This window comes from Acidobacterium sp. S8 (genome assembly GCF_009765985.1).
Classification (GTDB): domain Bacteria; phylum Acidobacteriota; class Terriglobia; order Terriglobales; family Acidobacteriaceae; genus Alloacidobacterium.
Genome location: NZ_LMUM01000037.1, coordinates 511,615 through 536,834, shown reverse-complemented (window position 1 = coordinate 536,834; position 25,220 = coordinate 511,615). Strand labels below are relative to the sequence as shown.

At 53.9% G+C, this 25,220-nt stretch carries 22 protein-coding genes and 1 pseudogene; 9 read left to right on the top strand and 14 right to left on the bottom strand.

The window, feature by feature from the left end; all coding sequences use genetic code 11:
• Position 1: 1 nt before the first annotated feature.
• The 7 genes from GSQ86_RS21040 to GSQ86_RS21015 all read right to left on the bottom strand — a co-directional run bounded on the left by GSQ86_RS21040 (position 2) and on the right by GSQ86_RS21015 (position 5,714).
• Positions 2–955: a DUF481 domain-containing protein gene (locus tag GSQ86_RS21040; protein WP_254062531.1), complete on the bottom strand. Its 954-nt coding sequence runs from the start codon at positions 953–955 to the stop codon at positions 2–4.
• A gap of 229 nt (positions 956–1,184) precedes the next feature.
• The gene (locus GSQ86_RS23620; RefSeq protein ID WP_254062530.1) at positions 1,185–1,421 is read right to left on the bottom strand and encodes a hypothetical protein; all 237 of its coding nucleotides are present in this window, start codon (positions 1,419–1,421) and stop codon (positions 1,185–1,187) included.
• Positions 1,418–2,242, bottom strand: coding sequence for a type II asparaginase (locus tag GSQ86_RS21035; RefSeq protein WP_254062529.1), 825 nt, complete (start codon positions 2,240–2,242; stop codon positions 1,418–1,420). The genes GSQ86_RS23620 and GSQ86_RS21035 overlap by 4 nt, the downstream gene beginning before the upstream one ends.
• A 211-nt stretch (positions 2,243–2,453) precedes the next feature.
• The gene (locus GSQ86_RS21030) at positions 2,454–3,044 is read right to left on the bottom strand and encodes a DUF6515 family protein (RefSeq protein ID WP_158752121.1); all 591 of its coding nucleotides are present in this window, start codon (positions 3,042–3,044) and stop codon (positions 2,454–2,456) included.
• Between the two features lie 9 nt (positions 3,045–3,053).
• Positions 3,054–3,833, bottom strand: a complete 780-nt coding sequence (locus GSQ86_RS21025; protein ID WP_158752120.1) for a DUF2092 domain-containing protein — start codon at positions 3,831–3,833, stop codon at positions 3,054–3,056.
• A gap of 266 nt (positions 3,834–4,099) precedes the next feature.
• Complete coding sequence (locus tag GSQ86_RS21020; protein WP_158752119.1) at positions 4,100–4,981, bottom strand: DcaP family trimeric outer membrane transporter; 882 nt, start codon at positions 4,979–4,981, stop codon at positions 4,100–4,102.
• A 385-nt stretch (positions 4,982–5,366) separates the two neighbouring features.
• A complete protein-coding gene (locus GSQ86_RS21015) occupies positions 5,367–5,714 on the bottom strand; it encodes a hypothetical protein (RefSeq protein ID WP_158752118.1) in 348 nt (115 codons plus the stop codon).
• A 365-nt stretch (positions 5,715–6,079) separates the two neighbouring features.
• Here GSQ86_RS21015 and GSQ86_RS21010 point away from each other — a divergent pair, with 365 nt between their 5' ends.
• From GSQ86_RS21010 to GSQ86_RS20975, 8 genes are all read left to right on the top strand, one after another.
• The gene (locus tag GSQ86_RS21010) at positions 6,080–6,886 is read left to right on the top strand and encodes an MFS transporter (RefSeq protein ID WP_216841234.1); all 807 of its coding nucleotides are present in this window, start codon (positions 6,080–6,082) and stop codon (positions 6,884–6,886) included.
• A 115-nt stretch (positions 6,887–7,001) separates the two neighbouring features.
• Positions 7,002–7,298 (top strand): hypothetical protein, encoded by a 297-nt coding sequence (locus tag GSQ86_RS21005; RefSeq protein WP_158752116.1) that lies wholly within the window; start codon positions 7,002–7,004, stop codon positions 7,296–7,298.
• Complete coding sequence (locus GSQ86_RS21000; protein ID WP_158752115.1) at positions 7,295–8,233, top strand: bifunctional enoyl-CoA hydratase/phosphate acetyltransferase; 939 nt, start codon at positions 7,295–7,297, stop codon at positions 8,231–8,233. Before GSQ86_RS21005 ends, GSQ86_RS21000 begins: the two co-directional genes overlap by 4 nt.
• Before the next feature lie 9 nt (positions 8,234–8,242).
• Positions 8,243–9,439, top strand: a complete 1,197-nt coding sequence (locus tag GSQ86_RS20995) for an acetate/propionate family kinase (RefSeq protein ID WP_158752114.1) — start codon at positions 8,243–8,245, stop codon at positions 9,437–9,439.
• A gap of 427 nt (positions 9,440–9,866) precedes the next feature.
• Entirely contained in the window at positions 9,867–10,808 is a 942-nt protein-coding gene (locus GSQ86_RS20990) for a DmsE family decaheme c-type cytochrome (RefSeq protein ID WP_158752113.1), read from the top strand.
• A 16-nt stretch (positions 10,809–10,824) separates the two neighbouring features.
• A complete protein-coding gene (locus tag GSQ86_RS20985; RefSeq protein ID WP_158752112.1) occupies positions 10,825–13,155 on the top strand; it encodes a hypothetical protein in 2,331 nt (776 codons plus the stop codon).
• Between the two features lie 53 nt (positions 13,156–13,208).
• On the top strand, positions 13,209–13,529 hold the full coding sequence (locus tag GSQ86_RS20980; protein WP_158752111.1) for a cytochrome c: 321 nt from the start codon (positions 13,209–13,211) through the stop codon (positions 13,527–13,529).
• 23 nt (positions 13,530–13,552) lie between these two features.
• The gene (locus tag GSQ86_RS20975; RefSeq protein ID WP_158752110.1) at positions 13,553–14,983 is read left to right on the top strand and encodes a NapC/NirT family cytochrome c; all 1,431 of its coding nucleotides are present in this window, start codon (positions 13,553–13,555) and stop codon (positions 14,981–14,983) included.
• A 102-nt stretch (positions 14,984–15,085) separates the two neighbouring features.
• Here the strand turns inward: GSQ86_RS20975 and GSQ86_RS20970 are convergent, their stop codons facing one another.
• From GSQ86_RS20970 to GSQ86_RS20955, 4 genes are all read right to left on the bottom strand, one after another.
• Positions 15,086–16,258, bottom strand: a complete 1,173-nt coding sequence (locus GSQ86_RS20970; RefSeq protein ID WP_158752109.1) for a SpoIIE family protein phosphatase — start codon at positions 16,256–16,258, stop codon at positions 15,086–15,088.
• Positions 16,255–20,589 carry a response regulator gene (locus GSQ86_RS20965; RefSeq protein ID WP_158752108.1) on the bottom strand — a complete coding sequence of 1,445 codons (4,335 nt, stop codon included), beginning with the start codon at positions 20,587–20,589 and terminating at the stop codon, positions 16,255–16,257. Before GSQ86_RS20965 ends, GSQ86_RS20970 begins: the two co-directional genes overlap by 4 nt.
• On the bottom strand, positions 20,561–20,749 hold the full coding sequence (locus GSQ86_RS20960; protein WP_158752107.1) for a hypothetical protein: 189 nt from the start codon (positions 20,747–20,749) through the stop codon (positions 20,561–20,563). The genes GSQ86_RS20965 and GSQ86_RS20960 overlap by 29 nt, the downstream gene beginning before the upstream one ends.
• A gap of 268 nt (positions 20,750–21,017) precedes the next feature.
• On the bottom strand, positions 21,018–21,161 hold the full coding sequence (locus tag GSQ86_RS20955) for a hypothetical protein (protein WP_158752106.1): 144 nt from the start codon (positions 21,159–21,161) through the stop codon (positions 21,018–21,020).
• A 482-nt stretch (positions 21,162–21,643) separates the two neighbouring features.
• On the opposite strand from GSQ86_RS20955, the gene GSQ86_RS20950 reads away from it, so the two are divergent.
• A complete protein-coding gene (locus GSQ86_RS20950; protein ID WP_158752105.1) occupies positions 21,644–22,330 on the top strand; it encodes an MFS transporter in 687 nt (228 codons plus the stop codon).
• A 204-nt stretch (positions 22,331–22,534) separates the two neighbouring features.
• On the opposite strand, the gene GSQ86_RS20945 is transcribed toward GSQ86_RS20950, so the two are convergent.
• The 3 genes and pseudogenes from GSQ86_RS20945 to GSQ86_RS23195 all read right to left on the bottom strand — a co-directional run.
• A complete protein-coding gene (locus tag GSQ86_RS20945) occupies positions 22,535–24,064 on the bottom strand; it encodes an aldehyde dehydrogenase (NADP(+)) (RefSeq protein WP_158752104.1) in 1,530 nt (509 codons plus the stop codon).
• 51 nt (positions 24,065–24,115) lie between these two features.
• Positions 24,116–24,733, bottom strand: a complete 618-nt coding sequence (locus GSQ86_RS20940) for a fumarylacetoacetate hydrolase family protein (protein WP_254062528.1) — start codon at positions 24,731–24,733, stop codon at positions 24,116–24,118.
• A gap of 268 nt (positions 24,734–25,001) precedes the next feature.
• Positions 25,002–25,220 (bottom strand): annotated as a pseudogene (locus tag GSQ86_RS23195) (hypothetical protein); the annotation flags it as partial.

Below are 25,220 nucleotides of genomic sequence, written 5' to 3'. Positions count from 1 at the left end.
TTCATTTCAGGCCGTAGGTCCAGCTGAGCCCGGAGCTGGTTCCGTAATCACTGCCAGAAAAACCTGGCGGCGGCTGGTTATCCCAGTTTCCATAAAAAGAGATATTCCATTTCAGGTTACTGATGATCTTGATGTAATAGGTCCCATTCGTATCAATACGAATGCGACCTGGCTCAGAGAGCGCAGGTAAAAACGAAGCGGTTGCATCAAAGTTAGTTTTGCTGAACTTGAAGAAGCTGGCATTCAAATAAATCAAGGCTGCCGCAGTGTTCTGGTGATGAATGGGCACGCTGGAGTTTTGATAAGTTGTGGCCTGCCAGGCTCCGCCCCCAAGCAACTGGACACTCGCCCGGTTCGTATTCTTCAAATAGCGTCCCACGCCGCCGCCGAGCAAAGTCTGCAACGAAATGCCTTGTTCCGAACTTTGGAGCAGACCGCCAATGCCCTGATAAAACCAATTTCTCTGGGACATCAAGTGGAGGGCAGAGAAGGTGAGCGAGTTTCGTGTGGAAGCCGTGGTGCCGGTGCTCTTAGAAAGAGTAGAGTCATAGTTGGCAGCAGCATTCCAGCGCTCCCGCACGTACACGGTGTCCGCGCCCAGGTTGTATTGCGTTGATTCGTTGCCCTTGGAATAGATCGTCCCAAAGCTTACCTCGCCGTTAAATCGCTCCCAGACCTTTTCAGACGTAGCCACCATATGAACAACCTGTGATCGCTCCATCGTGTGCACTTGCTCGGGAGCCTCCAGGACTTGGATCTGCTCCGGTCTGCCGCCTCCCGTCTCTGCCGTACGCAGAGCGCCCGTGTACACCGAGCCATCTTCTGTTTTCACAACAAACAACTGGGTACTTTCCAGCCGGGCTACTTTCGTCCAGTCAACAGATGATGTCCCGTCGATGTAATCAAAGCTGACGTATAGCACGCCGGAGTCGAGACCCTTGATTTCACACGTCATAGAGTCGCCATTCTTCATGACCAGGCGGTCTGTTTGGTCATGTGCGAACAGGGCGGTGGGAAGGATAAGATGAAAAGCAAAACAAAGAATTAATCTTTGGCATTTCATGGTGGACCTCTCGAGAGTCGCCTGATGGGCGACGAGGGGAATCCCGCTAGTCCGTTGATCCTTGCTCTTGCCGGGTAGCGCACTTCAAAGTTACAACAAATAACTTGATCGCGCCCGATGCTTAGTAGGTGTAGCAGAGGTTCTGGATTTCCGCAGTAGAGCGAGGTTTGAGGAGCGCCAGCATGAGCAGGATCCTGGCCTTCTGTGGGTTAAGTTCATCAGATGCCACGAAGCTCATGTCATCATCGTTCACTTCAACGTTCCGTCCGACGCTTCCCGTCGGTACGCGGCTGCTTCGGACGACGACGACTCCCTGCTTAGCAGTCCTCCCTGCAGCTTCCAATGTTACTTTGTTCATATTTCCGTTTCCGACTCCGGCGATAACAATGCCCTCGCGCCGTTGGCAACAGAGGCGTCAATCAGATCGGCAGACATGTCTGCATAGGCGTAAAGAATATCAACACGGGGCAACTTGGTAATGTTGGATATGTCAAACTCGCTTTCCGCAGTGTGCTTCCATTGCGGCGTGTTATAGAAGTCATTCTTGCCGTAAGTGGAGACACCTACGATGCCGCGTAGCGGAGACATGAAAGTCTGGACAGCGGTTGTGCTCGTCTTGGTAAGCGAGTGTGCGCCGTGGATCCAGTCATTCATCACTACGAGTACACCGCGTCCTGCAGCGCTTGGATCAGCCGCAACTGCGATCGCATCAAACAAGCTCAGAGGTCCATCCGCGCTGACTGCCGTCGATGGCCGCATCGACCCCACCAGCACTATGGGTTTTTGACTCTTCACTACCAGGTTCAGGAAGAAGGCGGTCTCTTCCATGGTGTCGGTACCATGCGTAACGACCACGCCATCGATATCGTTTTGTGCTAGCAGGACATTGATACGCTTGGCGCGGGTGAGCATGATATCAATCGTCATATCCTGTGATCCGACATTTGAGATCTGCTCGCCCTTGATATTGACGAGATCCCGGATTCCAGGAACCGCCGCAAGCATCGCGTCGATGGTCACCGCACCAGAGGTATAGGCTGCCTGGGTCCCTGTGGCCGCCGCTCCGGCAATGGTCCCGCCGGTGGCTAAGATGACGATATTAGGAAGCTTTTTCGCTTGATCTGCTTCGGCAGAGGGCAGGAAAGAACTTTCAAGGGCGACGAGCAGGAGAAATAACAATATTATTCTGCGGTTATGGATCATTTGATGTTTCCTTCCACTTGGCCCGTGAGGATTCTTCTGTTTCGGCGCCAACACGACTGTCCCTTTGAACCTGATTTATCCGCATAAAGCAAAGACGACCTCCCGCAATTTCTCGCTCACCGCCTGCGGGCCGATTCTCGCAGGCGGCGCGTTGGGGCCCCGCACGTTCGTTGCTATCCGCCACAACCTATGGCTGGTTGACCACTACATAGGTCGTGTTCCCACCGGAAAACTGCGGCTGATAGTAGGTTCCGCCGCATTGCTGGTATGTGACACCGTTGGCGGCGACGGGTTGGCAGTTGGGCGGAAGCGTATTTACCATCGATCCGATCGCAGCGGCAGTGACCGCAACTGCCGCTGTAACCGCAGCCGCAGCCGCAACGGGGTGATAGCAGCAACCGCCACCCCCGTAGTATCCGCCGTTGTACCCACCGTTGACATTAACGTTGCGGTTTACGTTGATGTCCTGGTTGACGTTGACATTGCGGTTTACGTTCGTGTTCTGGTTGACGTTGGCGTTACGGTTTACGTTCGCATTCTGGTTGACGTTGCCATTGCGGTTGGCATTGGCGTTGTTGGTGGTGTTGCGATTCGAGGCAGCATTTCTTGAGGAACTCGGCTGGTTGACGCTGCTGTTGGAAGTCGAACGGACAGCTCCATTGTTTCTGTTGCCACCACCTCTGTTGCCACCACCGCCGCTAGCGCGTTGGGCAACGGATGGAAGTGCCAAAAGGAGCGCGATCGAGAAAGATGGAATAATTCTAATATTGAGTTTCATGTGTAGCTCCTAGTTGTTGCCTGTTGCGGCCGCATTCTGTTCGGCAAAAACAATTTTGTGGGCATCCGCCGGAGGATCGAAGACGAAGGCCGCATCGTTGTAGGACGGCGCGAGATTCCAGGTCAGTATCGAAACGTGCTGCGGACGTGCCTCGTCAGTGGTGGTGGTCAAAACCAGTTTTCTAGGCAGAGGATGATCACCTGCCTGGATCCAGACCTGCCAGTCGAGGCCGGGCTGCCGGAACGCGTAACGCTCGCAGGTGGTTCCTTCAACATCGCCAGGGCCAAAATCAGTAGCTTCGGTGATCTTGTTAGCGGAGGCCTGCGGGCTGCCCCACAGGAAGAGATCCACGAGGGGAAGCTCTATGCCGTACTTTTCGCGCGTAATCTCGATCAGTTCAGCGATGGTTGGGGGTGCGTTCCCAGATGCGTAGTAACCCGCACCACGGGCGAAGAGCGTGAATGTCTTCCCGTCATACAGGAGCAGACCCGACATCTGGTCTCCCTGGATATCGATGCGAAGCTTATTGGGCCGAACGGCAAGCATGTCCGTTGTGCGAGCGAACATTAATTTCTCTCCGTCCTCCAGAACATCCTCCGACGTGGCGTTAGCTTTAACCTGGAAATCCTTGAGAGAGCGAAGATAGGTGCCCATCTGGTTTAAGGCATCCATCGCCGAGGAATCGATCAGGTCTGATGTCTCGGCACTGGGTTGCTGAGCCGGCAACGGGACGGAAAGGCCCGTTGCGAGCGCGAGCAACGCGATTGTGTATCCAATGTTGCGTTTCATGAATTTGTTCTCCTTTTCTGAACGTTCCGCAAGCTAAACTCTGCCCATATGGCCCCTGGTTTCCTGAATTTCGCCAGCGTATTACTTCACATGCTGCGGCTCCCAGACGCGCGCACCTGTTGTCTGGCGCGGTCACAAAACGACGCGACGCATTTCCATATGAGCCCAGCTAATTGTGGTTCGTGGGTGACGCATCAGCAGAGCCTTCACTTGAGAAAGATAAGCTACCATCGCTTGCTTACAACCTCAGAGGAACTCGGGAACGTCTATTTCAATAACTCGATGCGGTCGGCATAAATGCCCTGATCACCGCTGGCACCGGGTCTCTCCAATGCAATTGTGACGCTGCCTTTCTCACTTCGGATCGGCATCCAGCGCACCTGTACATTGCGGAAAGAGACCATCCCGCTAGGTCCCCAGTACTCAATCGTGTTCGGAAAGACGCCAATGTCCATGAACGGGCTCCAGGTTTGCCCGACTCCGAACTGGCCCATCTCGCCATAAGCGTGCCTCGGGTGGAAGGCTGTCTGGCCTGCGTCAACTCCAGTCCCAAATAGTTCGAATTCGAATATTGTGTTCAGGTCGCCGAACCGTGTAGGTGTGGACGTCTTCACCCCGAAACGACTCTGGCGGACGCTAGCGTAGACGTTTCCACTCGGCGCAAATTCGTTGGGGTAGGACGGCAACTGGGTGGGACGGAGTACGTCGTACCAGTTCGGATTCACCTGCCCGAAGTCATATCCGGAGTCGAGCATGGCGAATCCATAGAAATTCACACTGTCCTTCGACTCTGTTATTTCACCTTCCATCGGCACGGCTGAGGCCTGGGGAGCAGCAATGACTGCCTCCGACGGAACGGCGATCCTGGGTGCCGGCTTTGCAGACGTCTCTGCTCCGGCTGGCCCTTGTGCCGCAGCCTGAGCACTCGGTGGGCCGTGTTCCTCTCCTTCCAGGGCGTTGAGCTCTGCCCTGGCCTCCTTCATCATCCTGTCCAGCTGCTCAAGCTTATCTTTCAGTTGCTGTATGTCTTGCTGCCTGCTGTCCTGGGATTGCGCTCTCGCCGGCTGAATCCAGATGGCGGAAACGACGAACAGCGACAGCACGGCAGTGCGGATTCGTCTCAAGGTGATCCGAAGACTCGACCTCATAAAAGCTCCTGCCCCCGGAACTTCACTCCACATCGCTAACCGGACTCACGTCAGCTAGTGGTGCTCTCCCGCAGATGAACGGTGAGCACAGTTGGGAAGTCCTAAGAGCGTGTAGCGACATCACGCACACAAGCGTCACCGCTGCCGCAGTGTAGAAGATGTCTTCAAGCCGAATGCCTGGTTCTGTCTTAAGCGAAGCCCGCCAGCTTCACAGAAAAGGGTGCCAGATTAGAAAAGCTCTCGTAAACTGTCAGTTCTGCCAGACATAAACTCGCCGCACTTCGCTGGCTTCGAGCAAGGACTGATATCTAGCTATGTTACCGACTCGGAGTTAGTCACTTATGCTAAGGAACGGAGCGTGCAATAACTCATGTGAGTGACATGCTCAGCGAGTCTCGCGTTGCTCAGAAGGCTCGAGCTGCGCATCGGTCTCCGGGAGAACGGCATGTTTTACGTGTTCGGGCAGATTGCGGTGTTCTTCTACATCGTCCATCGTCCTGCGTTCGAAGTACGGGCAACATATTTTGGCTTGCGAGGCTTCGACGGCCTGACTGCCACGTACGATATTTCGGTCACGATGCTTGTCATACTTTACCCGGCGTGCCGCTGGTGTCGCGCAGTTAAGCTGCGCATCCGAGCTCGATCCTGAAGTATCTTTAGCTGAATACGGCGGATAATTGGCGATTCCTGGCCGATGCGGGCCAGAAAAAGCTTTCCGACTTGGAGCGTCCATATGCCAAAACACTCTCTTCTGAAAGCACTCTAAGGATCTATGACTGAATAGACCGATGAAGAATGCACATTACCACTTCATGCGTAGTTGCTAGTAGAACTGACAGTTCCCAGGCTATATAGCCGTTTGAGATGTTCTCGGTAGATGGCGCCGAGGCTTGGCTGCGCATGTGTCGCTATAACTCCTCCAATCAGATGGTTCTGGTAAGAGGCCAACTGAGGGGCGCGAAAGGGTGACTCGAGCGGAGCATGCAATGGGAGACCCACTCAACGTAATTAACGCTTCGGGAACCGGGTGCGGGAGCTGCACAATTAGAAAGCAAGCCGCAGATCGGGAAGAGTCTCGGTATAGCTGCCCTTGCCTGAGTGTTGACGGCGGTCTACTACTTTTACCAGTACGCACTCTGCTCGGCTCCCTCTGTCATGATGCCGCAGTTGTCGGAGACCTTCGGGGTGACCGCGCTCGGCGTGGCCTCAATCGTGGGCCTGTTCTATTACGGGTATTCCCCGTTCAATCTGGTCGCTGGCGCTGCGATGGACCAACTTGGACCGTGGAAAGTTCTGCCGATTGCTGCAGCTATGGTGGGCGTAGGGGCATTGTTGTTTGCTACTGGCCGCAGCGATGTCGCGAGCGTGGGCAGGGTTCTTCAGGGAACCGGCAGAGTCTTTGCCTTTATGGGCGAAATTTACATCGCCACTAAGAATTTTCGGACCTCGAAGGCCGCCACTCTGGTCGGCGCAACTCAAATGTTTGGAATGCCCGGTAGATCGGCTGGGCAGTTCGTCGTTGGACCAATGATCGGTGGCGGCGGCCTTGCGTGGAACCGTTTCTGGGTCGGCATGGGAATCGCCGGCCTCGAGACATGCGCTCTCCTTCTCCTGCCGAAGCAGAAACGCGAAGCGCACCCCAACAATTGGTGGGGCAGTACGGTCGGATCATTCCGCATTGGGTTCAGCAATCCGCAGTCGATCTTGTGCGGTTTGATTGCAGGACTGCTTTTTATCCCGACCACGATCTTTGATATGGTCTGGGGAGTGCGTTATCTCCAGGAGGCACACGGATTCGATTATGCGTCAGCAGTCATGCGCTCGTCCGCGGTGCCCTTGGGTGGATCATCGGCTGTCCGCTTCTCGGTTTCATCTCCGACCGCCTCGGGCGACGAAAGCCGGTGATCATGGCAGGCGCGGCCCTGCTTCTGGCCTGCTTGGCATGGATATTGTTCGGCGATACAGGAGTTTTCCCTCTTTATATGATCGGCTCACGGCAGGATTGGCATCGGGCGCAGCTATGCTGCCGTACGCCGTGATTAAGGAAGCTAACCCTCCGCAGTTTGGCGGCACGGCGACCGGTGTGATCAATTTTCTGAATTTTACATTCAGCGCTCTGCTTGATTCGGTCTTTGCATGGATTCTTCAGCACGTGTCTGGCGGTACCGAGCTAATGGAAAAGGGACATTATCAGACAGCGTTTGCACCGCTGCTTCTCGAGGTTGCCGGAGCAATCGTTCTGACGTTTCTTCTGAAGGAAACCGGCCCCGCGACCCGAGGATTGTCCTCAAACGCAGTACAGGAGGTGCAAGGATGATTCACCAAGCCGGAAGCGGAACCGGAAAATATGAACAGATGTTGGTGACGTGCAAGAACATGAAGCCGATTCCAACTGCGGTGGCACATCCGTGCGAGGCGTCGGCGCTGTCTGGCGCAGTCGAGGCAGCGAACCTGGGAATCATTATTCCCATCCTGGTCGGACCTCGGGACAAGATAGAGGCCACCGCCAAATCTGCGGGACTCGACATCAGCAGCTTTGAAATAGTGGACACTTCGCACAGCAATGCATCTGCGGCAAAGGCTGTCGAATTGGTGCGCTTGGCGCAGGCAGAACTTCTGATGAAAGGCAGCCTGCACACGGACGAACTGATGGCGGCGGTCGTTTCTCGCGAAGGAGGATTGCGGACCGGCCGCCGAATTAGTCACGTCTTTGTGATGGATATTCCGACATATCACAAGGTCCTGATCGTCACTGACGGTGCGATCAATATATTTCCCACATTGGAAGACAAAGCAGACATCTGCCAGAACGCTATCGATCTCGCCATCTCGCTCGGCCTTAAGAAACCCAAGGTCGCAATCCTGGCAGCAGTCGAAACGGTGACGTCAAAGATGCCGGCCACGATCGATGCGGCGGCTCTCTGCAAGATGGCCGATCGGAAACAGATTACCGGAGCCATACTCGATGGCCCGCTGGCGTTTGATAACGCGATCAGCAAGGAGGCCGCCCTGACCAAAGGTATTCACTCTGAAGTCGCCGGTGATCCTGACATCGTGCTGGCGCCGGACCTCGAAGCGGGAAACATTCTTGCCAAACAACTCAGCTTCCTGGCGAAAGCTGACAGTGCCGGGTTGGTGCTCGGCGCGAGAGTCCCGATCATCCTGACCAGCCGGGCCGATAGCGTGCGGTCGCGAATTGCAAGTTGTGCCGTCGCGATGCTCGCCGCGCATGCCCGTCGAAACAATCCGTAGGAGTGGTATATGGACGACTATGCACTTGTGCTTAATGCAGGCTCATCAAGCCTGAAGTTCTGTGTTTTCCAGCGACTCAGCGAGAAAGACTGGCAAGTTGCGTCGCGCGGCCAGATCGAGGGCATCGGGACTGCGCCACGACTCTCTGCGAAGGATGCTCGGGGTGTAGTACTTGCAGGCAACAGCCTGGATGCCACTGTTTCCGATGGGCACGCAGCCATCGACGCACTCGCGTCATGGCTCCGGTCAAAGTGGCACGGCGCACACGTGCTGGGCATTGGACACAGAGTTGTTCATGGAGGGATGCGATACGGTCAGCCGGTGCTGGTGACTCGGCAGATACTTTCTCATCTGTACGAAGTCGTCCCACTGGCTCCGTTACATCAGCCGTACAACCTCGCAGCCATCGATGCCGTTTTCGAGCGCATGCCCGACGTACCGCAGATCGCCTGCTTTGATACGGGCTTTCATTCCGGCCATTCGCAGGTAGCAGACCTGATCCCACTGCCAAGAAACATTTGCAAATCGGGCCTGCAGCGATACGGTTTCCACGGCCTGTCCTACGAGTACATTGCTTCTGTATTGCCGGAGGTTGCCCCCGAGATTGCTAAAGGGAGAGTCATCGTGGCGCATCTTGGAAGCGGCGCGAGTCTGTGCGCCTTGAACGACGGAAAAAGCGTTGATAGCACTCTGGGCTTCACGGCGTTGGACGGGCTCTGCATGGGAACGAGGCCGGGGGCGCTCGATCCGGGAGTCGTTTTATATCTCTTCCAAAGCCTAGAGCTCACCGCTAAAGAAGTAGAGACGATGCTATACAAACAATCGGGTTTGTTAGGGATTTCCGGGATCAGCAACGACATGCGTGATCTGCTCGGCAGAAGCGAACCCGAAGCTCAGCTGGCGGTGGATTACTTCGTATATCGTGCAGCGAAGGAAATCGGCGCTTTGACCGCGGTCCTGGGTGGTATCGATGGGCTCGTGTTCACGGCAGGCATCGGAGAAAATTCACCGGAAATCCGCCGTCGCATCTGTGAGGCATCTTCATGGCTGGGCGTGGATCTGGATCCGCAGGCGAACGTTAGCGGCGTGTCGCGCATATCGACTGCGCAAAGCAAGGTTTCGGCATGGGTCGTTCCGACCAATGAGGAACTCATGATCGCGCGCCACACCTGGTCGCTACTTGGCTTAATGCAGCCCGTTTCTTAACCGGCAGAAGTAGGGGAAAGACAAATGACTGCGAGCGTTGAAGCGGTGGAGAGTACCTGTGCGCAATCTCGTTCTGAGGGCCTCAAGGCTTTCTAATCAAATGCGAGGAGATCTAACGGTGGGCAATATGACATCTCGAAGGCTGTCCATACCTGTACGAATTGACAGGTGTTGAATTGCTGCCAATTGTGCTTTTATTGAGGCACCTAATTTCGGCTGCGCAATGGGTCGAAATTATCTAAACGAAGCGCATATGTCAGACTGATTCGTACCGGATTTCCTATCGAAACATGAGGCTGTTGACCCCGTAAAACGACGCAAGAACGACAAAACCGCCCGACCGCCAGATGGACAAGGTCACGTGCAACGAGCAGGAAAGAGTTGCACCAATTGTAAGCTAGTGGTGATGAAAGACGGATAGGTTCGGATGAAGCGTTTGCTATACAGTTCCGTCCTCTTAGTCTTGCTGCCCGCACTGTGGCGGGTGAGCAGCGTAAATGCAGCGCGTAATCAGGACCAGCAACCAGCTCATCAGCAGACGAAAACTGCGGATAAATCCGCTGATTACCTGGGTTCTGAAACCTGCATGGCGTGTCATGAAGATGTGGTGAATAAGTTTGCCAAGAATCCTCATTCACGCCTGGCGCTGATGCATGGAGGCAAAGGGGTCACCTGCGAAAGCTGCCACGGCCCGGGGAAAGAGCACGTCGATGGGGGCGGGGACATCACGAAGATTTTCCGCTTCACTGAAGCCTCAGTAAAGCAGATCGACAAGACATGCCTTGGCTGCCATGCAACCGCACATCCCAACTTTGAACGCTCCGAACATGGCAAGGCAAACCTGAGCTGCACCAGTTGTCACAGTATTCACAAGTTTGAGGATGAGGCGAGTTTGCTGAAAGTATCGCAGCCGAAGCTTTGCTACACCTGCCATACAGACCTGAAAGCGGCATTCGCACAGCCTTTCCATCACAAAGTAGATGAAGGGTTGATGAAGTGCAGCGATTGCCACAATCCGCATGGCACGTTTCAGACCACGCAACTCAAGTCCACAGCCGACCAGAACGCAATTTGCGTGAAATGCCATACAGAAACTGCCGGGCCCTTCGTTTATGAGCACCCCGTAGTGAAGACCGAAGGCTGCACCATTTGCCATTCGCCTCACGGCTCCCCCAATCCACGTCTGTTGAATGTGGCGAACGTGAATACGCTCTGTCTGCAATGTCATTCAGAAACCAACATGGGAGCATTCCCGCACGCCGTTTCCCCTAGTGGGCCGAACCACAACCAGGCTACGCAATATGTAGCTTGCATCAATTGTCATACGCAGATCCACGGCTCGAACTCAGACAGCGTTTTCTTTCACTGAGGAGGCGTAAGGAGCGATGATGGGTCGTCTCTCATCTACGACGTTCGATGTATCCTCACTCCGTGCGTTCGCGGTGCGTATCGCGCTAGGTATTTCCATGTGCGCAGTGCCCCTGCAGGCTAGCTCATTAGCGCAGGAGACAAGTCCACCACAGGAAACGACGGCTCCAGCGCAGGAAACTAAAACCCCGTCAAAGGAGACGACACCTCCGGCACAGGAAACTACAACCCAGCCAAAGGAGACCATCAAGGACGGATACGCGATTCATCAAACGGTCGACCTTGGCGGTCATATCGCCGAACACTCGGGCAGCGATCCGATGTATGCCACGCTGGTCAATCTGCAGAGCGGGCCGCGCATTCTCAGTCAATCGCTGGAAATGCACGCGGTAGGGAAAGTGAAATATCCGTTTTTCGACACTTTGATGACGTCGAGCACCGGCTATGGAGGTGACCCAATCAATGTAACCGTGCTCCGCATGTCCAAAGGAAAACTGTATGACTTTCAAGGGCTATTCCGGCGCAACCGCCAGTATTTTGACTACGACCTATTCGCGAATCCGCTGATCCCGGATGGACTGACTTCGAATGGCTACACATTCCCGCATATAAACAGTTCGCCGCATCTTTTCAATACCGTCCGCCGTATGACGGACGTGAACCTGACACTCCTGCCAATTTCAAAGATCAGCTTTCGCACCGGATATTCGCAGAACATCAACCAGGGGCCGACATATAGTTCGATCCATGAAGGAACGCAGGGCCTGTTACTTCAGAACTGGCGCAACAGCACAGACAACTGGCTGGGCGCGGTCGACTGGAGGGTGTTGCCTAAGACCACCCTCACCTATGAGGAGCACATAACGCACTACAAGGGAGATACCAACTGGCAGCTTAGCGGGCTGAATCTACAGCTCTCGAATGGAGCGCCTGTAAGTCTTGGCTTCGACAATGTCGCCGTGCCCAGCTGCACCGGGCCGGCAATCCTTAACAGTTCGACTACCCCTACTACTGCCAATGACACGTGCAATGGCTTTCTGCAGTACCATCGTTATTCGCCAACGCGGGAGTTGTTCCCCACCGAAGAATTTAAGTTCCAGAGTTCATCGATTAGGAACATTCAAATGAATGGCCGCGTTCGCTACACCGACGCAAATATGGATCTGCCCAACTACAACGAATATTTCAACGGCCTCAGCAGCAGGAGTAAGCTGCGGGCCTCGACGGTGACTGGTTACTCCAGTGCGCAACGGATCAACGTTTCGGCCGATTACGGTGTCGTCTGGCAGGTATCGGAGAAGGTCAGTCTCTCCGACCAGTACGACTTCTGGAACTTCCGCCAGCCTGGAAACAACTATCTCTCAGAAGTCGATCAGTCAGGAACTTCGATGTTAGCCGCGCCTGGGCCTCCCTCAGCACCGACGACCACTGTCGCAGATTCTTTTCTCGGGCAGAAAACACAAACCAACACATTGACCGCAGCGTGGCAGGCTTCTCCGAAAGCAAGCATGTCATTGGCTTATCGCTATCGCTCTCGTGCGCTCAACTATTCCTTGTTGCTGGGTGAAGACGGCGCGCCACCCGAAGGCAATCCGTACACATTAGACATTCACGAGAACGGCGGCATACTGGGTGTTGTTCTTCGCCCCACGCTGCAGTGGCGAATCAATGGGAGTGTCGAAGCATCGTACGCAAATAGGACATATACCCAGATCAATCCGCGAGCGCTGCAGCACTATCAGATCCATACGACCTACAAACCCAGAGACTGGGCCACGATTTCGGGAACCTTCAACGATCTGGAACGGCGGAATAATGTTCTTTATGTAAATCATCTGGATCACAGCCGCAGTGCCACAGTCGGCGCTTCATTCATGCCCAACGAGCACTATGGGCTTGAACTCAGCTACGGCTATATGGACGTCTTCTCGCGAACGTCCTTATGCTATGCCGCGTCGCCAGCACCTGCGGGCGCGGTAGGCGTTCCTGCCGGGACGGGATGCGGCAACAATATCTATCTGGGCACGGGATACTATGACTCTCCGACGCAGTATGGATCGATTGGTATTACACTGGCCCCAGTAAAGCAGTTTCGCTCCGCTCTCGGCTATCGCATGAGTGCCGTGAATGGCACAACAGAGTTTCTTAATCCGCGGCAGGTTCCAGGCTCGCTTCAATCGCAATACCAGACACCATATGCAAATATCGCGTGGAATTTTTCTTCAGCCTGGGCATGGAAAGCCGATTGGAATTATTACGGATATGGCGAAGGCACTCCGATTGGGCCGACGCTGCCGCGTAGTTTCCGCGGGAACGTCTACACGCTTAGTATGCATTATGAGTTCTGACCGGGTCTTGTATGGAAAGTAAATTCAACACACTGGAGCAGGGAGACCGAACAATGAAAAAAGTCACATGGACATGGATCGTCGTGAGCGTCATATCAGCTTTCGGGTCTACAACAGCACTGGCCCAAAGCGGGGCGGATACTTATAAGGCCAAATGCGTGAGTTGTCACGCCGCCGATGGCAGCGGCAGCACCCCTGCAGGGAAATCGATGAAGGCTCTTCCCTTTAACTCGCCTGAACTCGTCAAGGCATCGGACGACGACCTGATCGCCGCAACGAAAAACGGTAAGGGCAAGATGCCTGCCTATAAGGGCAAACTGACAGACGCGCAGATTAAGGACGTCGTCGCCTACATCCGTACATTGCAGAAATAGTCCGCGCTAAAAGCGAGGCTTGCATGGCTCCGTTCGGCAAGTTAAGAGAAAACTGGCTACGGCCCTTTTTCTTCTTCGGAAACAATCTACTGAGCTTGATCGGTGGCGCACTGACCACCGCTTCGGCTGCTACCCTCATCGGCTTCTGGGTTGTCGCTTTCTTCGGTCATGGAGGCTCCGGCAACCCGTATGTCGGGATCATTTTTGATCTCTGCCTGCCCGGGCTTTTCGTTCTGGGACTGATTCTTATCCCGATCGGGATGTGGTTGCGCCGAAGACATCTCAAAGTCACGGGACAACTGCCTACGCAGTATCCGCAGATTGATCTAAGGGATCCACGTTTTCGGCACGGACTTGATATTGTTCTCATCGCTACCGTTATCAACTTCATCATCGTGGGAACCGGAAGCTATCGCGCCGTCGCCCATATGGATACGCCAAACTTTTGTGGCCAGTCATGCCATGTAATGGCTCCTGAATGGGCTGCCTATCATGTTTCTTCTCATCAGGGTGTTGCCTGCACGAGATGTCATATCGCGGAAGGAATAAAGGGCTTCGTACATGCGAAGGTCAATGGAACTAGACAACTCATGCAAGTGGCGTTTCACAGCTACCCCACGCCGATCATGGCAGAAGAAAAACTACCGCCGGCAGAGGTAACCTGCCTCAGCTGCCATAATCCGAATAAATTCATCGGGGACAAGCTCCTCGTAAAAACCTCCTATGCCGATGACGAACAGAACTCGATGACGCGGACGCTGGTTCTGTTGCATATCGGTGGACGCGATCAGTTTGGCAAGCTGAGTGGAATCCATGGAGCGCACCTGGGCCGCATCGAATACATCGCAACCGATACGACGCATCAAACAATTCCCTGGGTCAGCAAGATCAACGCTGATGGCTCAACAACTGAGTTTGTGTCTAGCGATGCTAAAGAGCCGATGGCCGGTCAGAAGCGGGTGATGGATTGCATCGACTGCCACAATCGCGCTGCCCATTCCTTCGACACACCAGAAGCAGCACTGAACAAAGCCATGGCAGCCGGGAGCCCGAATGCTTCTCTTCCCTTTGTGCGCAAGGAGGGACTCGCTTTGATCAAAGCCGACTACAGCTCACAGGAAGACGCGACATCGAAAATCACTGTAGGTCTCGAGAATTTCTACCAGTCGCAATATCCGGCTGTGTGGAGTGGACAACGGGAGCAGATCGACCAGGCAGCCGGAACTCTCGTCAAGCTTTATGGCGAGAATGTCTTTCCTTTTATGAAGGTCACCTGGGGAACACATCCGAACAACATCGGCCACAACGACTATCCGGGATGCTTTCGCTGTCATGACGGGAGCCACACTGCAAAGAATGAAAAGAGCATCAGCAACGACTGCTCGCTCTGTCACAATCTACTGGCTGTTGACGAGGCCAATCCTAAACAGCTAGCCGACCTCGGGATGCAGTAGCCGACCGTTGCAATCGAGACTCCAGTCCGAACTCGGATCAGCAAAGTTCAGAGTTCGCTCAGGTTGAAAGGCCTGCATGGTCGTGATCGTGGAGATCATGTTCTAAATATCTGATACTACTCGCGCACTCGAGCTGCCCTTAAAGTGGATCGCCAACAACGTAAGGTCGTCTTGTGTCTCCTGTCCGGAGGTCCAGCACGACAACCGCTCTAGTAATCCGTCGATGAACATGTCTACAGTGAGGCCGTCATTGTTTTCCAGAAACAGCTTAATGCCGCCTATTCCAAATTCTTCCTCCGACGAATTTGCCGCTTCGAGGATGCCGTCCGTGTAAAGCAAGCTCCAACCATCCTCATGCAAGGGCATCTCCACGGCGGAATAGGTAGCGTCCGGGAAAGCACCCAGCATCAGACCATTCTCCTCAATGTCAATGGTGCTGCCAGCCGCCTGATTTCTCAAAATTAGCGGCGGGTGGCCGGCACCGGCATAGCGGATTTTCCGGTTCCCCGTGTCTATAAAAAGATAAGCCGCTGTGACGAAATGACCTTGAAACTTTCCACACAATGCATCATTCAAACCTGTGAGAACTCGTGCCGGGTCCGTAGCAAACGGAGCTTGTGCCGCAAGCGCGATCTTGAGCATTGAAGAAATGAGTGCGGCAGGCATGCCGTGCCCCGAGACATCCGCAACCAGGACGCCCAGCCGTCTCTCGTCCACGACTATGAAATCATAGAAATCGCCTGCGACTTCGGTCATCGGAATATAGCGGGCGGCGATGTCCAGACCTTCAATTTTCGGCATCTCACGCGGAAGGATCGATAGCTGGATTTGCCGCGCAGTTTCCAGTTCGCTCCTGATCGCCATTAATTGCTGCTTCAACTGCTCGCGCATTCCGCGCAGAACCAGATGAGTATGTACCCTTGCCTTTACAACTGCGGGCGAAAATGGCTTGTGAATGTAATCCACACCTCCAACTTCGAAGCCTCTGGTTTCATCCTCAATTTCGGTCTGGCCTGTAAGAAATATCACTGGGATTTCGCAGGTCTTTGCGTCAGCCTTTAAGCGGATACACACTTCAAAACCATCCATTCCAGGCATCATTACGTCCAGCAGAATCAAATCTGGTGGTGGTTCAGTGTTGGCCAATTCCAGAGCCTTGGTCCCGTTGGTAGCAACTCTGACCTGGTATAAATCCTTGAGAATTGCAAGCGCGATTTGAATGTTGGCCGGAGTATCGTCGACCAACAAAAGAATTTTCTTCGTGTCGGCATTCATCCCGCTACCTTTCCGTCGTTCAAGCTAAGTTCATGAACAATTGCGTCGAGCTTCACGAGCGCGGATTCATATTCAAAATCGCGAATGTCGTCACTGAGAGCATTCAACCGGGCATTCTCGACTCGACCAGCAAATGCGTCCTGGAGTTTGCTAAAAGCCTCTCCCGCATCACCGTCGCTAGCCTCCAGCAGCCTCCTGAGCCGAACGACCTCAGCCGAAACTGCGTTTGCATCGAATGTTGAATTCGCATGGGTATCAGGCGGCTCCGGTTGTGTTTCATTCAAGCCTGTCACAATCAACTGGATTTGCGATTGAAGGAGCTTACTAAATTCCGCCAAGAGGACCGGAATCGCTGGGTCATTCTCGCGGATCGCCTTCTCTACGCGAGCGGAAGCTGACTGTATCTGCGTAATCCCAATATTACCCGCAACACCTTTGACTGTGTGGGCCACTCGTTCGGCCAACTGACGGTCCCCATTTCTCAGCGCCTCCGAAATCTGGGTCTCGGCATCGCCCTGTTTCTGCGCAAACTGCCCCAGAAGATCGCGGTACAGCCTCTTATTACCTGCGACACGCTTGAGGCCTCCGTCCAAATCGATACCCTTTACCTGAGGGACAATTACATCAGTCGGCGGTCCGTCTTGTTTCGCTCGTGTCGCCGAAGCATTCACGTGAAGTGGCTTCACCCAACGCGCCAGAGTCGCAAACAACACGTCGGGATCGATGGGCTTACTAATATGATCGTTCATCCCGGCATCGAGACACCGCTGGCGCTCCTCCACTAACGCATGCGCAGTCATCGCTATGATCGGCAGCGTCTGAAGGTTTGGCTTGGCCCGAAGATGCTTGGTTGCCGTAATACCGTCCATCTCAGGCATCTGTAGATCCATCAACACAACGTCAAAAGGCGGTGGCTCATGACTTTGCGTCAGGATTTTCACTGCTTCAGCGCCATGATTAGCTATGGTCACTATTGCCCCTGCGCTCTCCAACAACTCAGTTGCGACTTGCTGATTCATTTCGTTGTCCTCGACCAGCAGAATCCGAATGCCACTGGCATCCTGAGTGGGTATATTATCTTTTGCCGCACGCCGATCATCGCCTTCTACTACGGCTATGGCAAACATGTCTATCAGGGTGTCGTACAAAAGCGAAGAATTTACCGGCTTCAGCAGATAATTTTCGATCCCGATCTCTTCCGCCTGAGCACGGATATCCTCTCGTCCGAAAGCAGTCACCATGGCGATTTTGGGAACATGTTGCAGACGTCCGCCGCGCTTGATAAGGCTACTTGCCTCCAGACCGTCCATACCGGGCATGTGCCAGTCCATCAATACGAGCTGATAGGGATCGTGTGAGTCAGCCGCAACTAATTCCCGAACTGCATCTTCGCCGGACGAAACTGCTTCTGCTCGAAGCGCGAATACCCGTAGATTCTCTGTGAGAATCTCTCGCGCTTGCGCGTTATCATCCACGACCAGAGCGCGAATACCGGCAAGATCGGGAATAAAGCGCTTGCGATGTTCCACACCCGTTCCGACTCCGAACCATGCGGTGAAACGAAACGTACTCCCCACCCCGTATTCACTTTCAGCCCAGATAGTCCCTTCCATCATCTCCACTAGCCGCTTGGAGATAGAAAGTCCAAGTCCGGTTCCGCCATACTTCCGAGTGGTGGACGTATCCGCCTGTGAAAATGCTTGGAACAAGTGAGCGCTTTGTTCCGGCGTCATGCCGATTCCGCTATCGCGGACGGAGAACTTCAGTTTGACTCGTTCACCAATCTGTTCTTCCAGTCCGACACTTACCACCACCTCACCGCGTTCGGTGAACTTGACGGCATTGTTTACCAGGTTGATCAAAATCTGCCCGAGTCGTAATGGATCTCCGATCAGATTGAGTGGAAGATCGTGCTGCGCGGAAATAAGAAACTCAAGGTTCTTCTCCTGCGCTTTCTGACTGACGATGGATGACAGGTTATCCAACACATCCTCAAGCCGGAAGTCTGTCTTCTCCATATCGAGCTTGCCGGCTTCGATTTTGGAAAAGTCCAGGATGTCATTGATGATGCCGAGCAGGGCCTGGGCGGCGGACTTGATCTTGACCAGGTAATCTTCTTGCTTTCGGGTTAGCTCGGTCTTCAGGGCCAGATAGGTCAGCCCGATGATGGCGTTCATCGGCGTGCGAATCTCGTGGCTCATGTTGGCGAGAAAATCCGATTTGGTTCGCGTCGCAGCTTCGGCTATCTCCTTGGATCGGCGTATTTCCGCCTCAGCCAATTTGCGCTCCGTGATGTCCTTAACATTGGTGACCATCATCTGGCGGTCCAGATAATCAGCGAGAAATATCGTTATTTCGACGTCGAAGCTCCGATCATCCTTGGTGCGATGCTGCCCCTCCCAGCTCAAGACATGTTTCTCTCGCAGCTGAGTCATCATCTCGGCGAGTCTTTCGATGGTAACGGCGGGATTGATATCGGCAATATTCATTCCAAGCAGCTCTTCGCGTCGGAAACCAAGAGTCCGGCAAGCTGCTTCGTTTGCATATTCAATCCCGCCGCCCGAGGGATTGACCCAGAAGACGGCATCCGCAGCATTATCGACAGCGTGTTGCGTGAACTGTAGTCGTTTTTCCGCGGCACGCCGTTGCGTTATGTCGCGAAAGGCAACGACACTCCCCACAACCTGTCCCATCCTGCGGATAGGCGTAACTGTGTACTCGACTGGAAAACTGGAACGGTCCTTGCGCCACAGAACCTCATCGACAACCACTCGAGGCTGGCCATCCCTGGCGGTCTTATTCATAGAACAGAGATCCAAAAGAAATTCTGATCCGTCAGGATTTGCAAAGTGGACTTGCGCATGCAGAGGCTGGCCAACCAGCTCGTCCGGCTCATAGCCGAGCATCTTCGCACCCGCCGGGTTCACAAATGTTGTGAGTCCTTCAGTGTCCAGTCCGCAAATACCTTCGTTGACCGATCCCAAAATCAGACGTGACCGCTCCTCTGCCGCGGCAACAGTAGCTGCTTGAAGACGGGTCTGTTCGAGCAACTTTTTGGTCTCGAGTGTGCCGATCAGAATTTCAGTATTCAGCGCAACTCTCGGCAGAAGCGCTTCGAGCAAGGACTTTTGGGCTCCTGTCAAAGGATGCCCGGGGGCCAGCTCCATTACTGCCACTACGGCATCGTGCGCGACGACTGGCAAAAAATGCAGATACCGTGTCTCCACATTCGCGATGCCTGCTGAAATCTGCAGTTGATTATCATCCGTGGTCGCAGCTTCCAGCGGACGCTTCTCGGCAGCAGTTTGTCCAATCAGTCCTTCTCCAAGTGAGAAGGACTTGGACTCTTCAGATGCGTGGAGGGCAAAACCTCCGACCATCGTAAATCGCGTATGACTTGAATCGGCGAGGTAGAAGGCCCCATACAGCAATTCTATAGATTCCGATATCCGTGAAAACAACGCTTGGGCGAAGCCCTGAAAGTCCTCGGCGGACTGCAGACGCCGCATCGTGGTTGCCACTTCTGCCTTGACCCAAGCTTGGATTTGCCGTTCCCGGGCAGCGCACTGCAGTGTGTGCAGCGCACGGCTCATGTCGCCAATCTCATCTGTGCGTTCAAGATTAGAGATGGGTTGGTCGCATCGCTCTTCCGCCACATCCAAGATACGGCCACGGAACAATTGCAATAGATCAACAACCTCATGCTGGACAATAAACAGGGCGAAGGAGAAAGACGCAACAAGTCCGAGCCCGACTACGATCCAGACGATCAGGATGGTCTTGTGCATTTGGACCGTCAGGTCATCGGACTGCCGAGCGATCGACCTGTCCATCTCGTCAATCAGGTCAGCGATCCGTTGCCTTACTTGCTCCAGGTTTGGATCTACGATTCCGCGCATCAAAGCTAATGCGGTCGAATTGTCATTGTCGAACGTTGCAGCCCGAACCTGACGCGAGCCCGGCACGACTCGATCGAATGCAGCTTCGATTGCTTTGATCGCCGGTGTCCGACTCGGACTCTCTCGTGCCGCCTCGTTGACAGCGGTGTAAAATGCATCCGCAGTCTTGTCAACATCAGCATCGACCCGGTGCTTTCCACCAGCCTCGGACTCGGCTATCTCTTCATAAAGGAGCCGACCGAACTGATTGTTCGTTGCCCGCGCGTCAATCACAGTCCGGAGTGCCTTTACATCCTCATCCAGGATGAGGGAATACCTGGCGTCCGCACGGTACATCTCAATGGATGAATACGCTACCGCCACGAATACCATAGCCACCAGAGGCAGCAAGGCGATCAGCAGTTTACTCCGGATCTTCAAATTTGCTAGCATGCTCGCCTCTCCCCCGTGCCGCTTCCGGCGTCGTCCCTGGCTTGCGCGCGCCGCCGCTTCCAAGGTCACAGTCCTGCTGCAAAATGGGTGTCAACACCCACTCGTCTGGCAGATCTTTGGCTGGTGGCGTATCTGCACCGGAGACGTTGGTCGCAGGCACAGCTGTTTTCCTCGATCTCGCCAAGGTTTCAAGGCTATTCCATTTCGCTGCCCTTGGAAACTAGCAGAATTCGCAGGAGGAGAGTAGATCAATTAATGCATTTTGCATGGAGGCCTTTCCGAAGTGACGCTAGTTCTTCCCAAGAAGACGGGATCCAGATGCCGCTCTTCCTCGGGGGGGGAACAGGTCGAAGAACTCTTCATCGCCCATCACTCGTCGCGTCATCCCATAGAGTGGAACAGGGGATAAAAAATTGCTTTACTTCTGTTCAATCAGCCGGATAGTTCAGGACGGCAGCAATGTAATATCGCCACGCTGCCCTTATCCGAGGAGGCAACTCCGACCACTGAAACAATTCTTCGATGAAAGCATTGACCAATTCGTTGGCGCCGAGATTCCGTTTCTCTTCCATAAATGCAGGAGGGGCTCCATCCCAAGGTCCTCCTTCTTTGGGTCTTGGATTCGGGAGCGCCATCGGCATAAAGAACCATCCGATGCGATTGATACGAAAGACGTTAGAGCGGCGGTGCTTTAGGATTGCTTGAGATCATTCGGGATGGTTTCCTCCCCGGGTGTTCCCATATTGTTTCCCGCCTACCAACTCGACCGATTAGAAAGACTGTGATCATTTCAAAGAGGGTGTACTTGCATTCGGTACAGCCTTCGTATCGACAGAACCCTTCGAGCACGCACTCAAATGACTTTCATGTTGGGTTCCCCAAAGATTTCGAAGAATCTGTTCCGCAGAATGAACGGTCGAGCAAGCGATGACCTCGCAGCTTCTACGCTAACGAAGCAGCGGCAGTAACCATAAGGATATTCTGGTCGGCAGGTTAAGCGCTGCGGCATCTTCAGCTGCTGCGATTCTTTTATCCCATGGACAAGGCGGCGACAGTGTCTGATCAGTACAGCAAATGGGTCGTCGTTGCATTGCTCTGGATGGTAGCGTGTCTGAACTACATGGATCGCATGGTCGTCTTTGCAATCTTCCCCATCCTCCAGCGGGAGATGCGCTTGTCGAATGTAGCGCTGGCGATGCTCGGATCGGTCTTCCTATGGGTATATGGAATCTGTTCGCCTCTCGGCGGATATCTCGGCGATCGCGTTCGCCGCAAGCCCCTGATCCTCTATAGTCTTCTCATTTTTAGCGCCGTAACCCTCGCAAACGGCTCTGCTCAAAGTCAGACACAATTTCTTATGCTGCGGGTTCTGCTTGGCATTTCGGAAGCATTGTTTCTTCCAGCCGCAGTAGCGCATATTGCCACATTTCATTCCGATTCGACACGGTCTCTGGCAAATGCCTTAGTCCTCACAGGACTGCCGGCCGGGGCCGGGCTCGGCGGTTTCTATGGCGGTTTTATGGCCGAACATTTTTCATGGAGGATGGGCTTTTATCTACTGGGAGCTTTCGGCTTTCTGCTCTTCCTCGCGCTATGGGCATTCCTTCCCGCCAGAAGCTCAATCCCTACACGGACTGCGGCGGGTATAGATGCCTCTCGCCCAAGCCCTCTCTCCGAGGCAAAATGCGAAATTCGCTGGGGCTTTCTCAGTATCAATATCGAGAAGCCGCTCGTTAGGTAGCAACGAATCAGCAGGCGGGATATCTTGATCTCGGTGAGATCTGGAAATCGTTCTCCGCAGCAAACCAAAGCGGGATTCTCACATCAGACCGAGTTCATCCTTCAGACGCAGGCGGTCAACAGATTTCCATGCAAATCCAACACGTGATCATCGATCAATTGGGACTAGCCCGTGAGGTCCGCTGAGTAGCGGACTGACCCAGATTCAGAAATTCCTCAACGAAGGTGGCAGATTTGCCTTCGCTACGTTGTCATAGCAATGTAGAGCGGCGAAACGTTGGGCACTGAACGGTAACCCAACAGAGGTAAAACCGGGGTGAGCCGTGGCTGGAAAAGGTCCGCCGTGGTTCATCGCCGGCGAAACCGCAACTCCGGTCGGCATGCGGTTACTAACCAATCGGCCTACTCGGCGTCTCAGCACCGGTTCGATTTGCGTATAGGCTTGTGTGTCGGCTGACGAATCGCCCGAATAGATGGTTCCCGTCAGGCTACCCTCGATACATTGCAAAATAGAGCGGGTTTGGGATGCGTCTGCCGACGTCACGATCAGAGCTACCGGACCGAATACTTCCGTCTGTAACTCCTTCGGATGTTGTAAGAAACGGTCTCCCGTAATTGTAAGTACCGTGTTCTGAAATCGAAACCCGGACCCGGCAACAGGTTCGCCGCCGCAGAGAACCGTTGCGCCATACTTCTGCAGCAACTGCACACCATCCTTGGCGGCGTTAACTCCACTGCGAGTTAGAAGAACACCAGGCGTCGCGCTTGCAAATCGTTGCGCTGCTACTTGAATGAAGGCATCCCCATCCGGAATCGCTGGAACGATAAGAAATCCGGGATTAGTGCAGAACTGGCCGGCTGCCATCGTGCAGGATACGAAGAACTCCTCGGCCAGGGCGGCCCCTCGCTCGCCTAGCACTCCCGGAAGCAGAATAACGGGGTTCACGCTCGACATCTCCAGATAAATAAGTTTGCCGGCGGCATCTGCGGCCGCCTTCAGCTTCATTCCACCCATTCTGCTTCCAGTAAAACCTGTGGCTGCCGTCAGTGGGTGTGAGACGAGTTTCAAGCCATCATCCTTCGACAAGTCATAAATCAACTGAATCGTGGCTGAAGGTAAGCCGGCTTTACGCAGCGCGCGATCTGCCGCTTCTGCAAAGAGCTTGGTTGTCCCGGCATGCGCTGGATTCGCTTTAGCGATAACCGGATTGTGAGCCACAAGTGCGGCAGCAAAGTCCCCACCTGCAATCGAATTAAATGCAAAAGGAAAGTTATTTGGCCCCATCACCACAATCGGGCCACCAAGAGGCGCAAAGATCGAATGAATATTGCGCGCCTCATCATGGACAGGTCGCCGCCAGGTTTCGTCGCGCACCACTTTGGCAGCTTGGCGCAACTGATCCGTCGTGCGCGGCAGTTCCACCTCTCTCAGCCGTGGAGTAATGGGAAGGCCCGTTTCGGCATTTGCACATTGCACCAGCCCATCGCTGCTTGCTTCAATTTCTCTTGCGTAGGCTTCAAAGAATGCGGCAATTTGCTCACCGGGAGTCGTCTCTAATATCTCCGCTGCTGCCGCGCCAGCTTGAATGCATTCATGCACTTCTTCCCAATCGGAAATGGGATAGCTTTCAGGCAACGGTTCGCCGAGTGCTGGGTTTTCCGAGTGAAAATACTCTGTGGATGTGCTTTGCCGCCATTTTCCAGCGATCCATACGAGTGCTGATTCTCGATTCATGAGCGCATTCCCCTTGAATAGATAAGCGCAGGCGCGGTGAACAAGTTTACATCAGGCAACGTGATTCACAAGCGTGCCGATGGGCTCGATGGTGATGCGAACTTCATCCTTCGACTGCAGCGTGAACGAGTCTGGGGGCACAATGCCTGTGCCCGTCATAAGAAAACAGCCATCAGGAAAAGTCATTTCTCGATAGAGATACTCAACCAAAGTCTTAAAATCGCGCTTGATCTCAGACAACGTTGTTGAACCCGAAAATGTCACCATGCCGGAACGGCGAATTTGCATTTCAATTTTCGTATTTGGATGCGGCGGTCGATCTGTCATCAGGATTGAAGGACCCAAAGCACAGCTGCCGTCATAAACCTTCGCCTGCGGCAGATAAAGCGGATTTTCTCCTTCAATATCGCGCGAACTCATGTCATTTCCAATCGTGTATCCGACAATTTGTCCATGAGCGTTGATAACCAACGTGAGCTCAGGCTCTGGTACTGTCCAGGCTGCATCGCGGCGAATCCTCACTGGCTTTTGGGGTCCCACAACACGATGGGCCGTCGCCTTAAAAAATAGCTCTGGGCGTTCCGCCGTGTATACACGATCGTAAAAATTTCCCCCGCCGGCATCTTTCGACTCTTCCATACGCGCGTTGCGGCTGCGGTAATAGGTCACGCCAGAGGCCCATACTTCCTGGTTCTCGATGGGCGCCATAATTTCTTCTGCCGTCGGCAACGGAGAAGAACGCGCTGAAACAAGTGAGGTCTTCAGAAATTCTTCGGGGTCTGGTTGTCTCAGAATCGAATCCAGAGAGACCGCCTCAATGAGGCCGCCTTTCTGATCGCTCTCCACGAAAAGGCCTTTTGATGTTCGATAAACGGTCAGAGGCATAATTGACCTGGCTCAATAAACGAATCACTGAACAAAGTCATAGTAGTACAAATCAGCGTTGCTTATACAAAGCTTCGGCCGGATTCGGTTCATTAGCTGGATTTAGGCTTAAGCAAAATCTTTTGTAAATTGGTTGAGGATGCCAACGAACTGGGCGCTTCATATCGTAGCCCTGCTCGATATAGATAGTTGCGCCATCTTCGACCACGCCGTGCCTTACCAGCTGGAAAGCCAGCAGACCCGCTGCCGTTCCGGTTGCTGTTCGCGTAAG